This window comes from Pseudonocardia sp. TMWB2A, from assembly GCF_017312135.1.
Window position 1 is genome coordinate 1,293,482 of the sequence record NZ_QKQY01000001.1, and the last position, 15,977, is coordinate 1,309,458.

The 15,977-nt window shown below is 56.4% G+C and carries 14 protein-coding genes and 1 tRNA gene; 12 read left to right on the forward strand and 3 right to left on the reverse strand.

Features of this window, described 5'->3' with window-relative positions; all coding sequences use genetic code 11:
* Positions 1 to 48: 48 nt before the first annotated feature.
* Complete coding sequence (gene yajC, locus DMP17_RS06040) at positions 49 to 387, reverse strand: preprotein translocase subunit YajC (RefSeq protein ID WP_337828160.1); 339 nt, start codon at positions 385 to 387, stop codon at positions 49 to 51.
* Between the two features lie 394 nt (positions 388 to 781).
* Between yajC and DMP17_RS06045 the strand changes: the two genes are divergently transcribed.
* Positions 782 to 858, forward strand: a tRNA-Pro gene (locus DMP17_RS06045).
* Positions 859 to 980: 122 nt separating this feature from the next.
* Here the strand turns inward: DMP17_RS06045 and DMP17_RS06050 are convergent.
* Positions 981 to 1,370 carry a BLUF domain-containing protein gene (locus tag DMP17_RS06050; RefSeq protein WP_337828161.1) on the reverse strand — a complete coding sequence of 130 codons (390 nt, stop codon included), beginning with the start codon at positions 1,368 to 1,370 and terminating at the stop codon, positions 981 to 983.
* Between the two features lie 124 nt (positions 1,371 to 1,494).
* Here DMP17_RS06050 and DMP17_RS06055 point away from each other — a divergent pair, with 124 nt between their 5' ends.
* From DMP17_RS06055 to DMP17_RS06065, 3 genes are all read left to right on the forward strand, one after another.
* A complete protein-coding gene (locus tag DMP17_RS06055; protein WP_337828162.1) occupies positions 1,495 to 2,508 on the forward strand; it encodes a ligase-associated DNA damage response exonuclease in 1,014 nt (337 codons plus the stop codon).
* A complete protein-coding gene (locus tag DMP17_RS06060; RefSeq protein ID WP_337828163.1) occupies positions 2,505 to 4,109 on the forward strand; it encodes a cisplatin damage response ATP-dependent DNA ligase in 1,605 nt (534 codons plus the stop codon). The genes DMP17_RS06055 and DMP17_RS06060 overlap by 4 nt, the downstream gene beginning before the upstream one ends.
* 207 nt (positions 4,110 to 4,316) lie before the next feature.
* Positions 4,317 to 4,679, forward strand: coding sequence for a hypothetical protein (locus tag DMP17_RS06065; RefSeq protein WP_337828164.1), 363 nt, complete (start codon positions 4,317 to 4,319; stop codon positions 4,677 to 4,679).
* Positions 4,680 to 4,739: 60 nt separating this feature from the next.
* Here DMP17_RS06065 and DMP17_RS06070 read toward each other — a convergent pair whose 3' ends face one another.
* The gene (locus DMP17_RS06070) at positions 4,740 to 4,934 is read right to left on the reverse strand and encodes a hypothetical protein (RefSeq protein ID WP_337828165.1); all 195 of its coding nucleotides are present in this window, start codon (positions 4,932 to 4,934) and stop codon (positions 4,740 to 4,742) included.
* On the opposite strand from DMP17_RS06070, the gene DMP17_RS06075 reads away from it, so the two are divergent.
* The 8 genes from DMP17_RS06075 (at position 4,911) to DMP17_RS06110 (ending at position 15,970) form a co-directional block, all read left to right on the forward strand.
* Complete coding sequence (locus tag DMP17_RS06075; protein WP_337828166.1) at positions 4,911 to 6,995, forward strand: TonB-dependent receptor family protein; 2,085 nt, start codon at positions 4,911 to 4,913, stop codon at positions 6,993 to 6,995. The two genes, DMP17_RS06070 and DMP17_RS06075, sit on opposite strands and share 24 nt — an antisense overlap.
* 134 nt (positions 6,996 to 7,129) lie before the next feature.
* Positions 7,130 to 7,876, forward strand: a complete 747-nt coding sequence (locus DMP17_RS06080; protein WP_337828167.1) for an SDR family oxidoreductase — start codon at positions 7,130 to 7,132, stop codon at positions 7,874 to 7,876.
* Positions 7,877 to 8,323: 447 nt separating this feature from the next.
* Positions 8,324 to 11,317: a TonB-dependent receptor gene (locus tag DMP17_RS06085; RefSeq protein WP_337828168.1), complete on the forward strand. Its 2,994-nt coding sequence runs from the start codon at positions 8,324 to 8,326 to the stop codon at positions 11,315 to 11,317.
* 364 nt (positions 11,318 to 11,681) lie between these two features.
* Positions 11,682 to 12,029 carry a hypothetical protein gene (locus DMP17_RS06090; protein ID WP_337828169.1) on the forward strand — a complete coding sequence of 116 codons (348 nt, stop codon included), beginning with the start codon at positions 11,682 to 11,684 and terminating at the stop codon, positions 12,027 to 12,029.
* A 100-nt stretch (positions 12,030 to 12,129) separates the two neighbouring features.
* Complete coding sequence (locus DMP17_RS06095) at positions 12,130 to 12,642, forward strand: hypothetical protein (protein WP_337828170.1); 513 nt, start codon at positions 12,130 to 12,132, stop codon at positions 12,640 to 12,642.
* A 72-nt stretch (positions 12,643 to 12,714) separates the two neighbouring features.
* Positions 12,715 to 13,200: a hypothetical protein gene (locus tag DMP17_RS06100; protein ID WP_337828171.1), complete on the forward strand. Its 486-nt coding sequence runs from the start codon at positions 12,715 to 12,717 to the stop codon at positions 13,198 to 13,200.
* Positions 13,197 to 13,418, forward strand: coding sequence for a hypothetical protein (locus DMP17_RS06105; protein ID WP_337828172.1), 222 nt, complete (start codon positions 13,197 to 13,199; stop codon positions 13,416 to 13,418). The genes DMP17_RS06100 and DMP17_RS06105 overlap by 4 nt, the downstream gene beginning before the upstream one ends.
* Complete coding sequence (locus tag DMP17_RS06110) at positions 13,415 to 15,970, forward strand: hypothetical protein (RefSeq protein WP_337828173.1); 2,556 nt, start codon at positions 13,415 to 13,417, stop codon at positions 15,968 to 15,970. The genes DMP17_RS06105 and DMP17_RS06110 overlap by 4 nt, the downstream gene beginning before the upstream one ends.
* The last annotated feature ends 7 nt before the right edge of the window (positions 15,971 to 15,977 follow it).

Sequence of the window (15,977 nt, forward strand, 5' to 3'; positions counted from 1 at the left end):
GGGTGGTGGAGCGCCCGGTAGTGCAGGCGCGCCGGAAAAAAGGCGGGATTAATCGTTGGCGGGTTTGGTGGCGCTGGAGACCACATCGGCGATGGTCGCCTTGACGACCTTGACCTTCACCCCTTGGGCGATTTCAACATCGGCATAATCATCATCGACCCGCACCACCTTGCCGACAAGGCCGCCAGCGGTCACGACCTGATCATTGCGGCTGATCGCGTTGACCTTGCGCTGATGGGCTTTGACGCGCTGTTGCTGGGGGCGGATCAGGAGAAAATACATCACCACAAAGATGAGCACATAAGGCGCAAAAGCTATCCAGCCCATCGAGCCTGCTCCATCAGCTGCTGCGGGGGCGGCCTGCGCCAAAATCGCCGAAATCGACATAGAATATCCAGTTCCAATAGAAATTGCGTCCAGCCAGCTTGTAGGAAACGCGCTGGCCAACGGACATAATGTGGCGCGCGGCTATCACAAGGGCGCGCGACAGGCAATGTTTAACGCAAAGCAAGATGCGGGGGAAGCGTGGCGGAATGCGCGGGAGATAGTGCTTGAGGGGCAACAAAGAGGCGAACAACGCGGGACCGTGCGAGGAGATAGAAGCAAGCGGCGGCGCGTAGTGGCTCCGTGAAGCGGCAGCCCGCACGCGCCATCACACCGCACCCCTACCACAAGGCCAAAACCCCCCACCCGCTGCCCCGCCCCGATAAAATAAGCCCGACCAATAAAAGAAACCCCCTTGCCACCCCGCCCACATCCCCCTATTGGCGCACCTTCCGGTCGGGACGTAGCGCAGCCTGGTAGCGCATCACACTGGGGGTGTGGGGGTCGGAGGTTCGAATCCTCTCGTCCCGACCAAATATTCCATTATAACCGAGTTCATCGCGCATCATGCCAGCGGCTCATGCCGGGCGGCGCGCTTATATGGCCTTTCATCACAGCCCAGCCGTGCGGCAATTATTTTGCCGGATGCGTGCGGGTCAGGCGGCCCTCATATGCAGAAACAGCGCAACATTTTCCGGCAATTGGCGCGGGGAAATTAGCGAAGCAACGGCTTGGGTGCGGACATCGCTATCGTTTTCGACAAGCTGCATATCCCAACCGAGAAATAGTCTTTCCTCCGCCTCTTCGTCCAACAATGTTTCGATGGACTGGTGGCGCGGGTCCCGCGCGAGGCGCAGTTTCAGGTCGGCAATGGCGTCATGGCCGCCTTCCACAATCTGGAAGAAATAGTCGCCGCTCATAAAAAGAAGACCGGTGATACCGTCCAGCGCATTCAGCCGCCGCGCCTGTTCCACCAAGGCGTATAGATCGGCTTCCGACAAAATCTGTGTCTGATGGCTACGATACGCATAACGCGAGAAATTCATTCTTCCTCCAAAGCGCTCTGCGCAACCAATTCCGAATTTGTCGATTGATACCGGATGGAAATGGGCGAGGCAAACGAACTTTTACGGCCAAGAATAGTCCCCCAAAAGCGGAGCGACTGAATAGGTGGCACACAAGAAAAACACGCATTGGCTTGTGCCCCGTCCCAGCGGCCTTTTCATTAAAGGCAGTAATTGCTGGATTGATCCGTCGCTTCCGGTCGAAAAGGCGCTGGTCACGCACGGCCATAGCGATCATGCGCGTGGCGGGCATGGCACGGTGGTAACGACCGCCGAAACTGCGGCCATCATGGCGCTGCGCTATGGCCATTTTGACAATATAATATCGGCCAAGCTGCGCGAGCCGGTTGCGCTCGGGGATGGCGTGACCGCAACCTTTTTTCCGGCAGGCCATGTGCTGGGATCAGCGCAGATTCTGCTCGAAAGGCAAGGCGAGCGTGTCGTTGTTACCGGCGATTTCAAACGCCGCGCCGATCCGACCTGTCTTCCTTTCGTATTGGTGTCCTGCGACATTTTAATCACCGAAGCGACCTTCGGTTTACCTGTCTTTATCCATCCGCCAATCGAACAGGAAATCGGCAAATTATTGCGCGCACACCATATGTATCCGGAGCGCACCCTTCTTGTCGGCGCCTATGCCCTGGGCAAAGCCCAGCGCGTCATCGCGGAATTACGGCGGGGAGGCTATGACCGCACCATTTTCATTCACGGCGCGCTCGAACGGATGTGCGCACTTTATGCCGATTTCGGCGTTGATCTTGGTCCGTTGCGTTTAATCGAAGAGCGTAAGGGCGCTGAGTTGGCAGGGGAAATCATAATATGCCCGCCCTCGGCGCTGGCCGACCGGTGGAGCCGCCGCATGGCCGACCCGCTTTTGGCCATGGCTTCAGGCTGGATGCGCGTGCGCCAGCGCGCCGTGCAGCGGGGGATTGAATTGCCGCTCATCATTTCCGATCATGCGGACTGGAACGAACTCACCGATACTATCCAGACCCTGCGCCCCGCAGAAACATGGGTGACCCACGGGCGCGATGATGCGCTGGTCCATTGGTGCGAGATGCACCAGTTAAAAGCGCGCGCGCTCGACCTTCACGGCTACGACGAGGATGATGACGGATGAAGGCCTTTGCCGCCCTCCTCGACAGCCTCATTTATACACGATCGCGCAATGCCAAGCTCGACCTGATTGCCCGCTATTTGCAAAATGCGCCTGATCCGGATCGCGGGTGGGCGCTGGCGGCTTTGACCGGAAATATTGATTTTCCGGCGGTTAAATCCGCCACCGTGCGCGCCCTCATTTCCGAGCGTGTCGATCCGACATTATTCCGGCTGTCGCGTGATTATGTCGGCGATACGGCAGAAACGGTCAGCCTGTTATGGCCGGAACCGCCTGTCCCGTCCTCTGCACCGGCGCTCGGCGAAGTCGTTGACCTGCTCCACGCCACCACCCGCGCAAATGCGGGCAAAATTCTGGCGGAGCTATTGGACCGGATGGATGCCGGTGAGCGTTTCGCTTTGCTCAAATTTGCAACCGGAGGGATGCGGGTCGGCGTGTCGGCCCGTCTTGCGAAATTGGCACTGGCCCAAGCGTTCAACCTCGACATTAATGATGTAGAGGAAGTGTGGCACGCCCTTCGTCCTCCCTATACGGCGCTGTTTGATTGGGCTGCGCGCGGGGCTGCGCGGCCCGATATATCGGCTGTTCCCAGCTTCCGCCCCTTCATGCTGGCGCCGCCGCTCGAACATAGCGATCTTGACCTTGCCGATTTTGCGGTTGAATGGAAATGGGATGGAATTCGTGTCCAGATTGCCAATGTGGGCGGCGAAACACGGCTGTTCAGCAGGGGCGGCGATGATATTAGCGCCGCTTTTCCGGATATAGCCAATGCTGTTCCGGTCGCCGGGGTATTTGATGGCGAATTATTGGTGCGCGGCAGCTTCCAAGGGGGCGAAGAAGGCGGAGCGGCCAGCTTCAATGCGTTACAGCAGCGATTGGGGCGCAAAAATGTTTCCGCGCAAATGCTTGCGGAATATCCCGCCTTTGTCCGGCTCTATGATATATTGTTCGATGGCGCGCGCGATTTGCGGGACAATTCTTGGCAAGAAAGACGCGACATATTGGAAAAGCGGATGCCCCAATTCCCGCCGGACCATTTCGACCTGTCGCCGCTTATTGCTGTTGAAAATTTTGACGCGCTTGAAGCCTTGCGTGGGCAAATGCGGGATAGCGCCATCGAAGGCGTGATGCTGAAACGGCGTGACAGCCCCTATGTCGCGGGTCGCCGCGTCGGTTATTGGTATAAATGGAAGCGCGATCCGCTCGTGGCCGATTGCGTGTTGATGTATGCACAACGCGGATCGGGCAAGAGGTCGAGCTATTATTCGGACTTCACCTTCGGCTGTTGGACTGCGCCGCCCGACCAAGGCGGAGACATTGTTCCGGTCGGCAAGGCTTATTCGGGCTTCAGCGACGATGAAATGAAGATACTCGACAATTTCGTTCGTAAAAATACGACCGCCCGCTTCGGCCCGGTGCGCGAAGTGACCAAATCGCTGGTATTGGAAGTGGTGTTTGACTCCATCCACACCAGCAAGCGCCACAAATCGGGCATCGCCATGCGCTTCCCGCGCATCTCCCGCATCCGGACTGACAAGCCTGCGGAGGAAGCCGATCTGGTTGCCACGTTGGAAGCGATGATTGCCGATCATGGGGGCGCATAGGCGCACAAACAAAAAACTGTGCCGATGATTATCCTTTTCTGTGCAGCTTCAAATATTAAGCCGTATCGCAATCCCTGGCCGGGCGATATACGCCTTTATCTCCCCCACATTCGCGATAGCCAACGCCCTCGTCCTCCCTTATAGGGCCGCGCTATGGATTCCCTTCGACTCTTGACGGCGCGATATAGGGGTGCGGCCATATGGTTTGTGGTTTTTGCGCTGTGCCTCAAATTTGTCGTGCCGCAAGGCTATATGGTGTCCACCGACGGGCCGCTGACGCTCAAGGTCGAGCTTTGCAACGAGGGCCTGTCGCAACAAAGTGTGACGCTGGTTATCCCGCGCGATAAAGCGCCGCAGGATCAGCAACATGGGGCGGACCCGCAAAAGATGGATAGTGTGTGCGCCTTTTCCGCGCTCGCTATGCCATCGCTGGGCGGGGCGGATTTTGACTGGCTGCGTGCCGTCTATCTGCAAGCCAAATTACAACAGAATATTTTCGGGGAGCGCCTTGTGTTACGCGGCGCGACCTTCCTGTTGCCGCCGAGCATAGGGCCGCCAGCCGCCTTTTAAAGCGCATCGCAACCGCGCGCTTATTGCATAAAGTCCGACCGTTAAGCCGGGCTGGCGCGCTCACGGTGCCTTTTCTCCGACATTTTTGCCGGTCCGGTCCGCGACCCCGAGACCCTGCGCCTGTGCGCCGCCGTGCGCGCCTGTTTTGTTCAAATAGAAACGCGCAACCTCTTCGCGAACCGGCGGCCCATTCTCTATTTTTGCCCATTCTCTATTTTTGAAAGTGTTTTTATGACATTCGACCGCCGCGCCCATTTGCGCCTCGCCACCATCTTGGCCCCAAGGCTCCTAGTCCCGCTTGTGCCAGCCTTATGGCTGGTCGCGCCCGCCCCGCTAGCCGCGCATGAAGAGGCTGCCGACAATGAGGCTGAAGATAAGGATGAAACCATCGTCGTAACCGCGCCGGTGACAGCGCGCGATGCTGCGCTTGCCGAGGCCGCCGAACGGCTGGACGCCCGCGCAGGCGCTACCACGCTGGTGACCGCCGCCGATTATAATAAGGCCCGCGCAACCAATCTTGGTGATATGCTGGCTTATGCCCCCGGTGTTTACGCCCAGAGCCGCCACGGCGAAGAGGTGCGCTTTTCCATCCGCGGGTCCGGCATCCAGCGCGGTTTCCTCATGCGCGGTATCCAGATTTACCAGGATGGCATCCCGATGAACCCGGCCGATGGCGGGGGCGATTATCAGGCGATAGACCCGCTCGCCATCCAGCATGTCGAAATATGGCGCGGGGCCAATGCGCTGGAATATGGGGCCAACACATTGGGCGGCGCGGTCAATATTGTGACGCCGACCGGGCGCACCGCCGAGCGACTGGGCGTGCGGCTGGATGCCGGCTCCTACGGTCAGCGCCGCGCCCATGCGCGCGTTGCAGGCGCGGGCGAGGCTTTGGACGCGGTGATCGGCGTCACCTATAGCCAGCAGGAAGGCTGGCGCGAACATAGCTCGACCAAGGCAGTGCGCGTGTCGGGCAATATCGGTTATCGCTTCAGCGACAGTCTGGAAGGGCGGCTTTACCTCACCCATGTCGATTCCGACCTGCAATTGCCGGGCAGCATCGCCCTCGCGGCAATGAACGCCAACCGGCGGCAGGCCGCGCCCAACGCATCGCGGCTTCATGCGGGCAATTATTATGACCTCAACCGCGCCGCCGCTCGGCTTAGCTGGACCCCGGCGGAAGGGCGTCAGGTGACGGCTTCCGCCTTCATCTCGCACCGCGACCGCTTCCACCCGATGACGATGGCGATCCTCACGCAGGACACTACCGATATCGGCGCGGATGTGCGCGGGGTGTTCGATTTCGGATCGGACAGCTTGACGCGGCGCTTGGTGCTGGGCACGGCGGCGGCGCGCTATAAGGGCAGCGAAGGCCGCTTTACCAACCCCGATGGCAAGCCCGGTGTCCGCACGGGGCAAAATGATGTCGAGGCACAGCTTTATACGCTCTATGCCGAATATTCGCACAGCCTGTCGCCTGCCTTGCTGGTCCAGCTTGGCGGACAGGTGACGCGCACAACGCGCAGGCTCGACAATCGTTTGAACCCTTCCGCCAGCTATCGCGCGACCTTTGATGCGTTCAGCCCCAAATTCGGGCTGATCTGGACCGCATCGGACAGCGACCGCTTATTTGCCAATGTGAGCCGCAGCTTTGAGGCGGCCCCGTTCGGAGAAGCCCCGATACGCCCGCTCTTGCCGATGCCGCGCGCGCAGCGGGCTACCACGGTCGAGGCAGGCTGGCGGCATCGCGCGGGTGCGCTGCAATTGGAAGCGACCGCCTATCGCGCCTGGCTGGACGATGAGCTGCTCGCGCTCACCGATGCGACTGGCACGACCATCGGCACCGCCAATGCCGACCGCACTATCCATCAGGGGGTGGAGCTTGGCGCGCGGGTGCCGCTGGGCGACACGCTGAGCGTGCGCGGAACCTATTTGTTCAACGATTTCCGTTTTGATGGGGACGCTTTTTATGGCGACAACCGCATTGCGGGTATCCCCGAACATATGCTCCATGCCGAAATTGAATGGAAACCGGTCAGCGGGTTCGCCATCGCGCCTTCGGTCGAATGGCAGCCGGGCGGCGTGTGGATCGACCATGCCAATAGCGTGAAGCAGAAAGGCTATGCGCTCGCCCATGTGCGCGTGCATGGCGATATCGGCCAGCGGTTCAACTGGTTCGCCGATGCGCGCAACATCTTTGACCGCAGCTTTGTGGCGGGGACTGCGGTGCAGGCCAATGCCCGCGGCGCCGACGGGGCCTATTATTTCCCCGGCGACCCGCGCGCCATCTATGTCGGCGTCGGCTTCAAATATTGACGCAACCGCCCCGGAGGCACGCAATGCTTCCGGGGCAAGCGCTGGGTCTATTTAGTATTGTGTCCCCGAAACTCGAACGGGGCGCGCCTGCTAATTTCGGGGACACAATATTTAATTATGGGTGGGCGGTTTTCGTGCGTGACCTGCTCCGGAAATGGGGCTATTCCGTGCGCCACATCTACTTAAGGAAAGAGTTTCACATGGCGCGCAACATCATTGTGACCGGCGGGTTTGGCATATTGGGTCGCGCTGTGGCGGAAGCTTTTGCGGCCAAAGGCGACCGGGTTGCGCGGGTCGATTTTGCGCCGCCGCTCGCCGAGCCGCTTGCGGGCGGGCTGGATATTGGCGGGGTTGACCTCACCGATGCGGACAGCGCGGCCAAAGTTGTCGCCGATATTGTCGCCACCTTCGGGTCGGTCGATGTTGTCGTCAATATTGCGGGCGGTTTTACTTGGGAAACTTTAAGTAATGGGGATATTTCTACTTGGAGCCGAATGTTCGCGATGAACACGCTCACCACTGCCACCATGATTAAAGCTGCACTTCCCGAACTGGAAAAGGCGCGCGCCGCGCGCATCATCAATATTGGCGCAGCGGGCGCAGTGACGGCGGGCGCGGGCATGGGCGCTTATGCGGCGTCCAAGGGCGCGGTGCATCGGCTCACCGAAAGTCTGGCGGCGGAAGTGGCGGACAAGGATATGACGGTGAACGCGATCCTCCCGACCATGATCGACACGCCTACCAATCGTGCGGATATGCCGGACGCGGATTTCGCGAGCTGGGTGCAACCGGCAGCGATTGCCGATGTCATCCTGTTCCTTGCCTCCCCGGCAGCGCGCGCGATTAACGGGGCGTTGATTCCGGTGTCGCGTGGAGACTGATTATTTCAGCCACCGCGCATTTTTTGATAAAATATTTTTCGCCATAGAGCGTCCGTCCCCTCCTTATATCCGGAGGCCTGACGCATCCTGACTTTCCCCTAGGGAAGGCGGCATTATCAGGCATCCCCCCAACCCTTATATTTGTCCGGTCAAATCGCGGGCAACCGGTTACCTGCGCCCGTAAACTCCTATAAATCTGCGGCAAACAGAGGCGCCCAGCATTGACATTAATGTCCATATCCGGAATGTTCGACCTTGGAAAGCAACCGGCTCCTATTGAGTCGGGCTGCGCCATCGCGATTATCCACCGGCAAACAGGGGGCTTCGGGATGGTTAGGCAGCTTTTCGATAACAAGAACGCGGTCGCCCGACATCGCTTTCGAAAATAGAGACCGGTCAAGTCTCGAGGAAGAGGATCGCGCGGCCCATTACACCCTGGGAGGGGAAATGAACGCTCGATTCCTCGCACGCACCGCGTGCACTACTAGCCTTATCGCCATCATCAGCCTGTCTGCCGCGCCGGTATATGCACAGGATGCGTCCGCAGAGGCCGCCGCCGCACAACCGGTAGCCGCCGAAGAAGTCGACACCGGCGATGCTATCATCGTCACCGCCCAGAAGCGCGAGGAAAAGCTTCTGGACGTGCCTATCGCGATCACCGCGATTTCGGCGGACGCGCTGGATAATCAAAAGATTGAAGGCGGCTCGGAGCTGCTGCGCGCCGTGCCGAACGTCAACTTTTCGAAGAGCAATTTTTCGATGTACAACTTCTCGATCCGCGGGATCGGGACCAAGGCGATTTCGGCATCGTCCGATCCGGCTGTCGCGGTCAGCTTCAACAATACGCCGCTCATCCGCAACCGCCTGTTTGAATCGGAATTTTTCGACCTTGCGCGCGTCGAGGTGCTGCGCGGCCCGCAAGGCACACTCTATGGCCGCAACGCGACGGGGGGCGTCGTCAACATCCTGCCTGCCATGCCCAAGCACCAATTTGAAGGCGAAATCAAAGCCGAAGTCGGTAGCTATGAAACACGCCGCCTGAGCGGTATGATCAATATCCCGCTGGGCGATACGCTGGCATTCCGCGCGTCAGGAGCTTGGACCAAGCGTGACGGATTTGATTATAATACCTACACGATGGAGCGTATCAACGGTCGTGACCTATGGTCCACCCGCGCTATCCTTGCATGGGAACCGAGCGACCGTTTCCGTGCCAATGTGATCTGGCAACATTTTGAAGAAGATGATAACCGCGCACGCACCGGAAAAAATCTGTGTACCCGTGATCCGGGACGGACCGAAGTTTCCGGAATTCCTGTGCCCGAAGATTTGCAAGGTCGTTTCAGCCAAGGCTGCTTGCCAGGCTCTTTATATGATGATGCCGCTTATGGTGCACCAAACGGCGACGGCCTCGCCTTTCTCGTAGCGGGAAGAATTTTGGTCACAATGGGTGACTATCCGGGAACATTTAACACAGTGCTTGGAATTAAAGGGGGGGATCCGTTCGCCAACGTAAAGCAATCCCGCAATCTGCGCGAACTATCAACAAGTAGAGATCCTGAATTCCGTGCGAAAAATGATGTCATTCAAGGAAATATAGAATTTGACGTAAGCGATTCGGTCAAATTCGTATCGCAGACCGCTTATGCCCGTGATCGTTATTATTCCTTACAAGATTTCAACCGCTTTGTGTCCGAACCGATTTTCAATGATTCCAGGGGCTTGGTCTATACTATGACCGGGGAGCCCATGAGCCAGGAACATGGGGCACCCGGCGGCATATTCTGCGACCCGCAATTGGGATGCTCGGATCGTTTGATCGCAGTAGATTTAAACCGATCGAGAAATCGGCAATGGTCCCAGGAATTCCGGCTCCAATCCTCTTTTGACGGGCCGTTTAATTTCAATCTTGGCGTCAATTACCTCGATTTCAAATCCAAAGATGAATATTATGTATTCAACAATGTATTTTCTTTCTTGGCCTATAATCTGTACAATAGAAAGGTTGATTCCATTCCGAACTACCACCCTTGTCCTATCGGGACGACAGGTGTGGATTGCGTTTATGTCGACCCCAATCCGATCGACTCTCTGGACGAGCAAGGTCACAACTATTTTCTCAGCCGTAATCTTATCAGAACAAAATCCTGGGCGATTTTCGGCGAAGCCTATGTGAATGTCACGGATAATCTGAAAATCACCGCTGGCCTGCGTTGGACCAAGGACAAGAAAATTACCACTCCGGTGCAAAGTCAATTGCTCTTGGGTGGCGGTGCCGAGCTGGGGACCAGTGGCGGTTATGTCAGCTATGGCTATCCGACCGATCCGGACGTTATACAGAAATGGTCTGTTCCCACCGGGCGCATCGTCATTGATTGGAAACCTGACCTCGATTTCACTGATCAGACCTTGATTTATGCATCGGCCTCACGCGGATATAAGGGCGGCGGCACCAATCCCCCGCGGCCCAATCTGCACCCGCGCATTGTCCAGTTCCAACCTCTGCCATCTACGTTCAAACCGGAATATATTACGGCGTTTGAAATCGGCACCAAAAACAGCTTTGACGGAGGGCGTTTCACATTGAACGCCACCGCTTTCTATTATGATTATCAGGACTATCAAATTTCCCAGATTGTCGATCGCATTTCTCTTAACGAGAATTTTGATGCGACAAGTTGGGGCCTTGAACTGGAAGCCGCTTGGCGACCGTCACGCGCGTTCCGACTTGATGCTAATCTGGGTTATTTGCAGACACGTTTGAAAAAGGGCGCGCAATCGATCGACGTGATGAATCGCACCCAAGGTAATGAAGATTGGGTCGTGTTGCGTCCTTGGTTGCAACTTCCTTCAAACTGCATTGCTCCGCGCAAGCTTGTTGAGGATATCTTGCAGCATCCGTTTACAGCTTTTGGGCTCGGGTTAGGCGCTTTACAGGCGTTATGCGGCGGCTCTAGAGAAATGGGTACATTTGATCCTGAAATCAAAGATGGTCTGCCGCTCTATAATTATTATGGCATAAATTATAATCCGATCACAGACGCCCCGAACGGTGGACGTGGGTTTTATGCTGATCTGGAAGGCAATGAACTGCCTAATGCTCCTAGGCTGACGTTTAATATCGGCGCACAATATACATTCTTCATCGATGATGGTGATTGGGAACTGACCGTTCGTGGTGACTATTACCGCCAGTCGAAAAGCTATGCCCGTGTATATAATACAGCGTATGACCGCCTCAAGGCATGGGACAATGCCAACTTGGCAGTAACATTGGCGCGTCCGGAAGATGATCTTGCATTTCAGGTTTATGTGAAAAATCTGTTTAACAAGTCTCCGATCACAGACTTTTTTACGAATAGCGACGATGCTGGCTTGAGCACCAACATCTTCACTTTAGATCCACGTATTATAGGATTTAGCGTTTCCAAGAAATTTTGAACCGTATAACTGGAATATTGTTTCAAAATATTGAAGCAATATTCCAAAGTTGCAGTTTAATTACATTATCTTTCAGCATAATAGCACCGTTATGGATGAATTTATACTTTGACAACAATATCTATTTTTATATGTTCGACATGCGTTTCGAATCGTAAATGCGAAACGCAGCATTGTTAAAACCGAGAATGGAAGGAGAGGTAAAATGAAGAAATTTTTCACTGCTCTTGTCGCTGGAACTGCGCTCGTAGGAGCAGCCGTCCCCGCTGTAGCTGGGTACACGCCCGCACCGAGCGGCCCGCACACCGTATCGGGTCCCGTTTCAGTGCAGAAAGATGGGTCCGCTTACCCTTGTACACTCACCGTGACCTTCACTATCGATGCCGCGGGTGTCGGACATGTTGCGGCTGGCGGCGCGGTACTTTCCGGTGCTTTCCCTTGCTCTTTTATTTCAGTTACCGGCCCGGCTACAATTGTTTCAACCGGGACAAATAGCGGTACGATCACAGGTTTGAGCATTGACCCGCCGTTGAGCGCTGGCGTCTGTAACGGCCCCATCAATTTCGGATGGAAAGATGCAAGCGATGGCGTAACGCCCTCCGAAATTCACTTGAGCAGCCCGCTTTCGGATTCAACGGATTCTGCTGGCGGCAAGCCTTGCAAAATGACGGGCGTACTCAAGCAAACCAACACGCCACAGGTGAATAATTAATAATTAAAAAGTTTGAGGGCGGCATCAAAAAAATGCCGCCCTTTTTCTGTATATATGTTGTCGTGACTTTCACGATATATAAGCCGCGAGGAGAGATGCAATGAAACGGTTGATCCTTACTCCGTTGGCAGCAACCGCATTATTAGGCGCTGCAACTCCTGTGGCTGCTGGTTATACCCCCGCCCCTAGTGGACCCCACACATTTTCCAGTTCGGTTCCAGTTACAATTCAAAAAGACGGTGCCGCTTATAGTTGTGATTTTAAAATAACATTCACCATTGACAGCTCTGGAGTTGGTCATATCCCAACAAATGGTGCTGCTTTTAGTGGCGCTTTTCCATGCTCTTTTATTATAATCACAGGCCCAGCGACCATTGCCTCAACGGGACCCAATAGAGGCACCATAGCGGGACTAACTATCGACCCGCCATTGAGCGCCGGGGTGTGTAACGGCCCGATCCAGTTCCAATGGAAGGATGCCAGTGACGGCGTCACCCCTTCGCAAATGATATTTAGCAGCCCGCTGTCCGATTCAACGGATTCTACAGGCGGGAAACCATGTAAAATCACGGGAATTCTATATCAAGGCAGCACACCGCAAGTTAATAACTGATATTATAATATTGATACTACGATCATTTCTGTAACAATTTTACTATAAATTCTTACATTGGAAGGGTGTATTATGTTCAATGGCCTAAAATACATTGTTGCTTCTGCTGGCTTACTATGTGCTCAAACCGTAAACGCCACCACATACGCTCCTGCCGGAACTTATGTTTTTAGTGGCCAGGTTATTTATCAAAAAGATATGTCGGCTTTTGGTTGCACCATGGAATTGACCATAGATGCAACATCGTCTGCAGCAACCGCTACCGCACGCATTTATGATAAGCCGGGATGTGCTTCTTTTATTGATGGAAACGGCACAGTTTCGTTCGACGGTACGCATTTGACCGTAAATGGCTGGACAATGCAATTCGTGTTGAGCACGGGTTATTGTACCGGCCCGGTCAAAATGCAGTGGGGCGGAAACGGCACCGCACCCCGCACGATTGGATTGAGCAGCCCCATGTCGGATTCAACCGCAACCGCAGGTGCGCCCTGCAAGTTTATGGGAACCTTAACCCAAACTTCCGGCCCCGGCGCGCTGACCATCACTAATCCTTGAGCGTTGCCGTTGTCATGACGGCGACACTCTCCCCAACTAGGGCGCGCTACATGGCGCGCTATTTTTTTCCCGGCCTAGAGGATTATGACCTGTTTCATTGTGCATCTGTTTTCCTGTCTCTGTCCTCCTATCGTTACCCTCATCTCCAGCCGATGACAGCGTGCTACACAATCATCGGCACGGTTCATTTTACCGTGGAGGCAAAGAGCGAATATTGACACGCCGCCTCCCCCATGATGCAACCACAGCAATGTTTGTCCATCCGGTCCCGCTTGGGCAATTCTCCTCGCCCGTTTCCCGTACAGCGCTGTGCATCGCGCTTGGTGCCGCAAGCTTCTCTGTCCTTTTTGGCGCGCTGCCGGTTGCAGCCCATGCTGCACCGGGAGCGATGGCTGCATCCACCCCGGATACATCTTCCCCCAACCCTGACCATGATATCAGTAGCCAACAGCCCGCGCCTCCGCTGCAACCCACCGTCCCCGGTTCGACCGAGGAAGAAATTATCGTCCTTGGCAAACGCTGGGGCCAGGCCGAAATTGCATCCGAACGCGACTTGGATGAACAGCAAATCGGCGCTTATGGCGCGGACGATATTGGCGATCTGGTCAAGAGCGTTACGCCGCTCATTGACGGCACAGGCGAGGCTCCCGTCCTCCTCGTCAACGGCAAACGCATCACCGACCCTTCCGAAATCACCGGCTACCCGCCCGAAGCTTTGGCGCGGCTCGCCATATTGCCGCCCGAAGCGGCCGCCCATTATGGCTATCCGGCGGGCAAGCGCGTGGTCAATCTGGAGCTGAAAAAGAAATTCGCAAGCTGGACTACCGATGCCGGTATTAGCGCCCCCACAGCGGGTGGGCGTTATGGGACGCAGCTTAGCGCAGGTCGCCACACAATCGCGGGCAATACACGGTGGAACGCGCAGGCCAGCTATTCGCGCGACACCATGTTGCGGCGTATCGCGCGCGACATTCCGCTGCGGCCCGAAATCCTGACGATCAGCCAATCCGTCATTAATGCCGAAAACGGGGACATTGACCCCGACGCTTATGAAACGCTTATGGGCGCATCGGAAACGGCAAGTTTCAATGCAGGTATCAACCGTCCGTTCGGCGATTTTTCGGGAAGCCTCAATTTCAACGCCAACCGCAATAGCAACCGCCAGCTTGTCGGTATGCCGGTCGCGTCTATCCGCGTTCCGGACGGCAACGGGGCCACGACGCTTGTCAGCAAGCTCATCAGCGACAACGCGTTGGAAAGCCGCCAGCGGTCAACCTCCTTTGGTGTCAGCGCCTCTGTATCAGGCCCGGTCATGGGCTGGCAGAGCAGCTTGTCGCTGCAATATAATAATAGCCGCAGCCGCAACGCATATGAGCGCGGTTTTGATGCAAGCGAAGTGCAGGCGCTTGTCGATGCGCAAAATCCTTCATTCGATCCTTATGGCGCCTGGCCGGACACACCCTTGCTCGCTGATCGCACGCGCTCGCGCACACAATCACTGAATGGCTCATTCAATATGAGCAAATCCATCCTCACCTTGCCCGCAGGGGCCGTCAATGCGAGCGTCTCGCTCAATGCCAGCCGGTTCCGGACACGCTACAGCGCCTATAGTTCGGCAAGCAAGGCGTTCACCGACAGTAAAAGCGGTAGCGAGCAGGTTGATGGCCAAATGTCCTTTACCATTCCGGTTGCCAGCCGTGCGCAGGATGTTTTGGCCACATTAGGTGACCTGTCTCTTGATGTTAGCGCCTCCGCACGCCGCGCGTCAGACACGCCGCTTTATTACCGGCTGAATGGCGGGATGAGCTGGTCGCCCTTCCCTATCCTCAATCTGCGCGCGTCGCTGTCGCATGAAAATGTCGAGCCCTCCTCCGACCAACGCAATGGTTCGCGGATGGAAATATTGAACCGTGTATTCGACTTTGCGCGGCAAGAATATGTGCAGGCGCTCTATATTTTCGGTGGCAATCCGGACCTGCATGGCGGGAGCAGCCGTAACCTGTCAATCAATGCTATGCTCCGGCCGTTCAAGGATGATCTGGCGACTTTCAATTTTGGCTATCAGCGCAATGTTGCGCGCGGCGGGATCAGTGCGCTCCCGTCCCTTACGCCCGAAATCGAGGCCGCTTTTCCCGAAAGGGTCATCCGCGATGCCAGCGGCAAGCTGGTCGCGGTCGATGCTCGCGCAATCAATATCGCGCATGATGTCAATGCGCAGATTAGCTCCGGCGTGTCGCTCCGCTGGACCGAAAAGGTCGCAGCACCCGACGGCACACCCCCATCACCGGCAGCGCCGCGTCCGTGGTCGGTAACCGCCACGATCAACCATCGCTGGCAATTGGAAAGCAAAAGCCTCATCCGCACCGGCCTTCCGGTCATCGATCGCCTGCGCGGCAGCGGCCAGCCGCGCCACAATATCAGCGCGCAACTGGTGGCGGGCAAGCGCGGCATGGGCGCAACCTTATCGGGCAATTGGAACGCCACCGCTTATGTGCGTGGCGGCACGGCAGGGAGCGGGATGATGTTCCGCTACCCGGCCAACACGATGTTCAGCCTGTCGCTCTTTGCCGAGCCGGAACATCTGATGCCCCCGCGCGAAGGCAAATGGTGGGCGTCGAACCTGCGCGTGTCGCTCGACATCCAGAATCTGTTCAACAGCTATCGGCGGATCGACTATATCGGCCCCGGAACAGCGCCCCAGGCGCTTGCGCGCGACGAGATCGACCCCATGGGCCGGACCATCCGCCTGTCGCTTCGCAAGCAGTTCTAAAGGCCGT

Coding starts and splice junctions, on each gene's coding strand:
- DMP17_RS06070 (WP_337828165.1), bottom strand. CDS start 4,934: ATGGGCGCGGCGGTCGAATGTCATAAAAACACTTTCAAAAATAGAGAA.
- DMP17_RS06060 (WP_337828163.1), top strand. CDS start 2,505: ATGAAGGCCTTTGCCGCCCTCCTCGACAGCCTCATTTATACACGATCG.
- DMP17_RS06100 (WP_337828171.1), top strand. CDS start 12,715: ATGTTCAATGGCCTAAAATACATTGTTGCTTCTGCTGGCTTACTATGT.
- DMP17_RS06050 (WP_337828161.1), bottom strand. CDS start 1,370: ATGAATTTCTCGCGTTATGCGTATCGTAGCCATCAGACACAGATTTTG.
- DMP17_RS06095 (WP_337828170.1), top strand. CDS start 12,130: ATGAAACGGTTGATCCTTACTCCGTTGGCAGCAACCGCATTATTAGGC.
- DMP17_RS06075 (WP_337828166.1), top strand. CDS start 4,911: ATGACATTCGACCGCCGCGCCCATTTGCGCCTCGCCACCATCTTGGCC.
- yajC (WP_337828160.1), bottom strand. CDS start 387: ATGTCGATTTCGGCGATTTTGGCGCAGGCCGCCCCCGCAGCAGCTGAT.
- DMP17_RS06085 (WP_337828168.1), top strand. CDS start 8,324: ATGAACGCTCGATTCCTCGCACGCACCGCGTGCACTACTAGCCTTATC.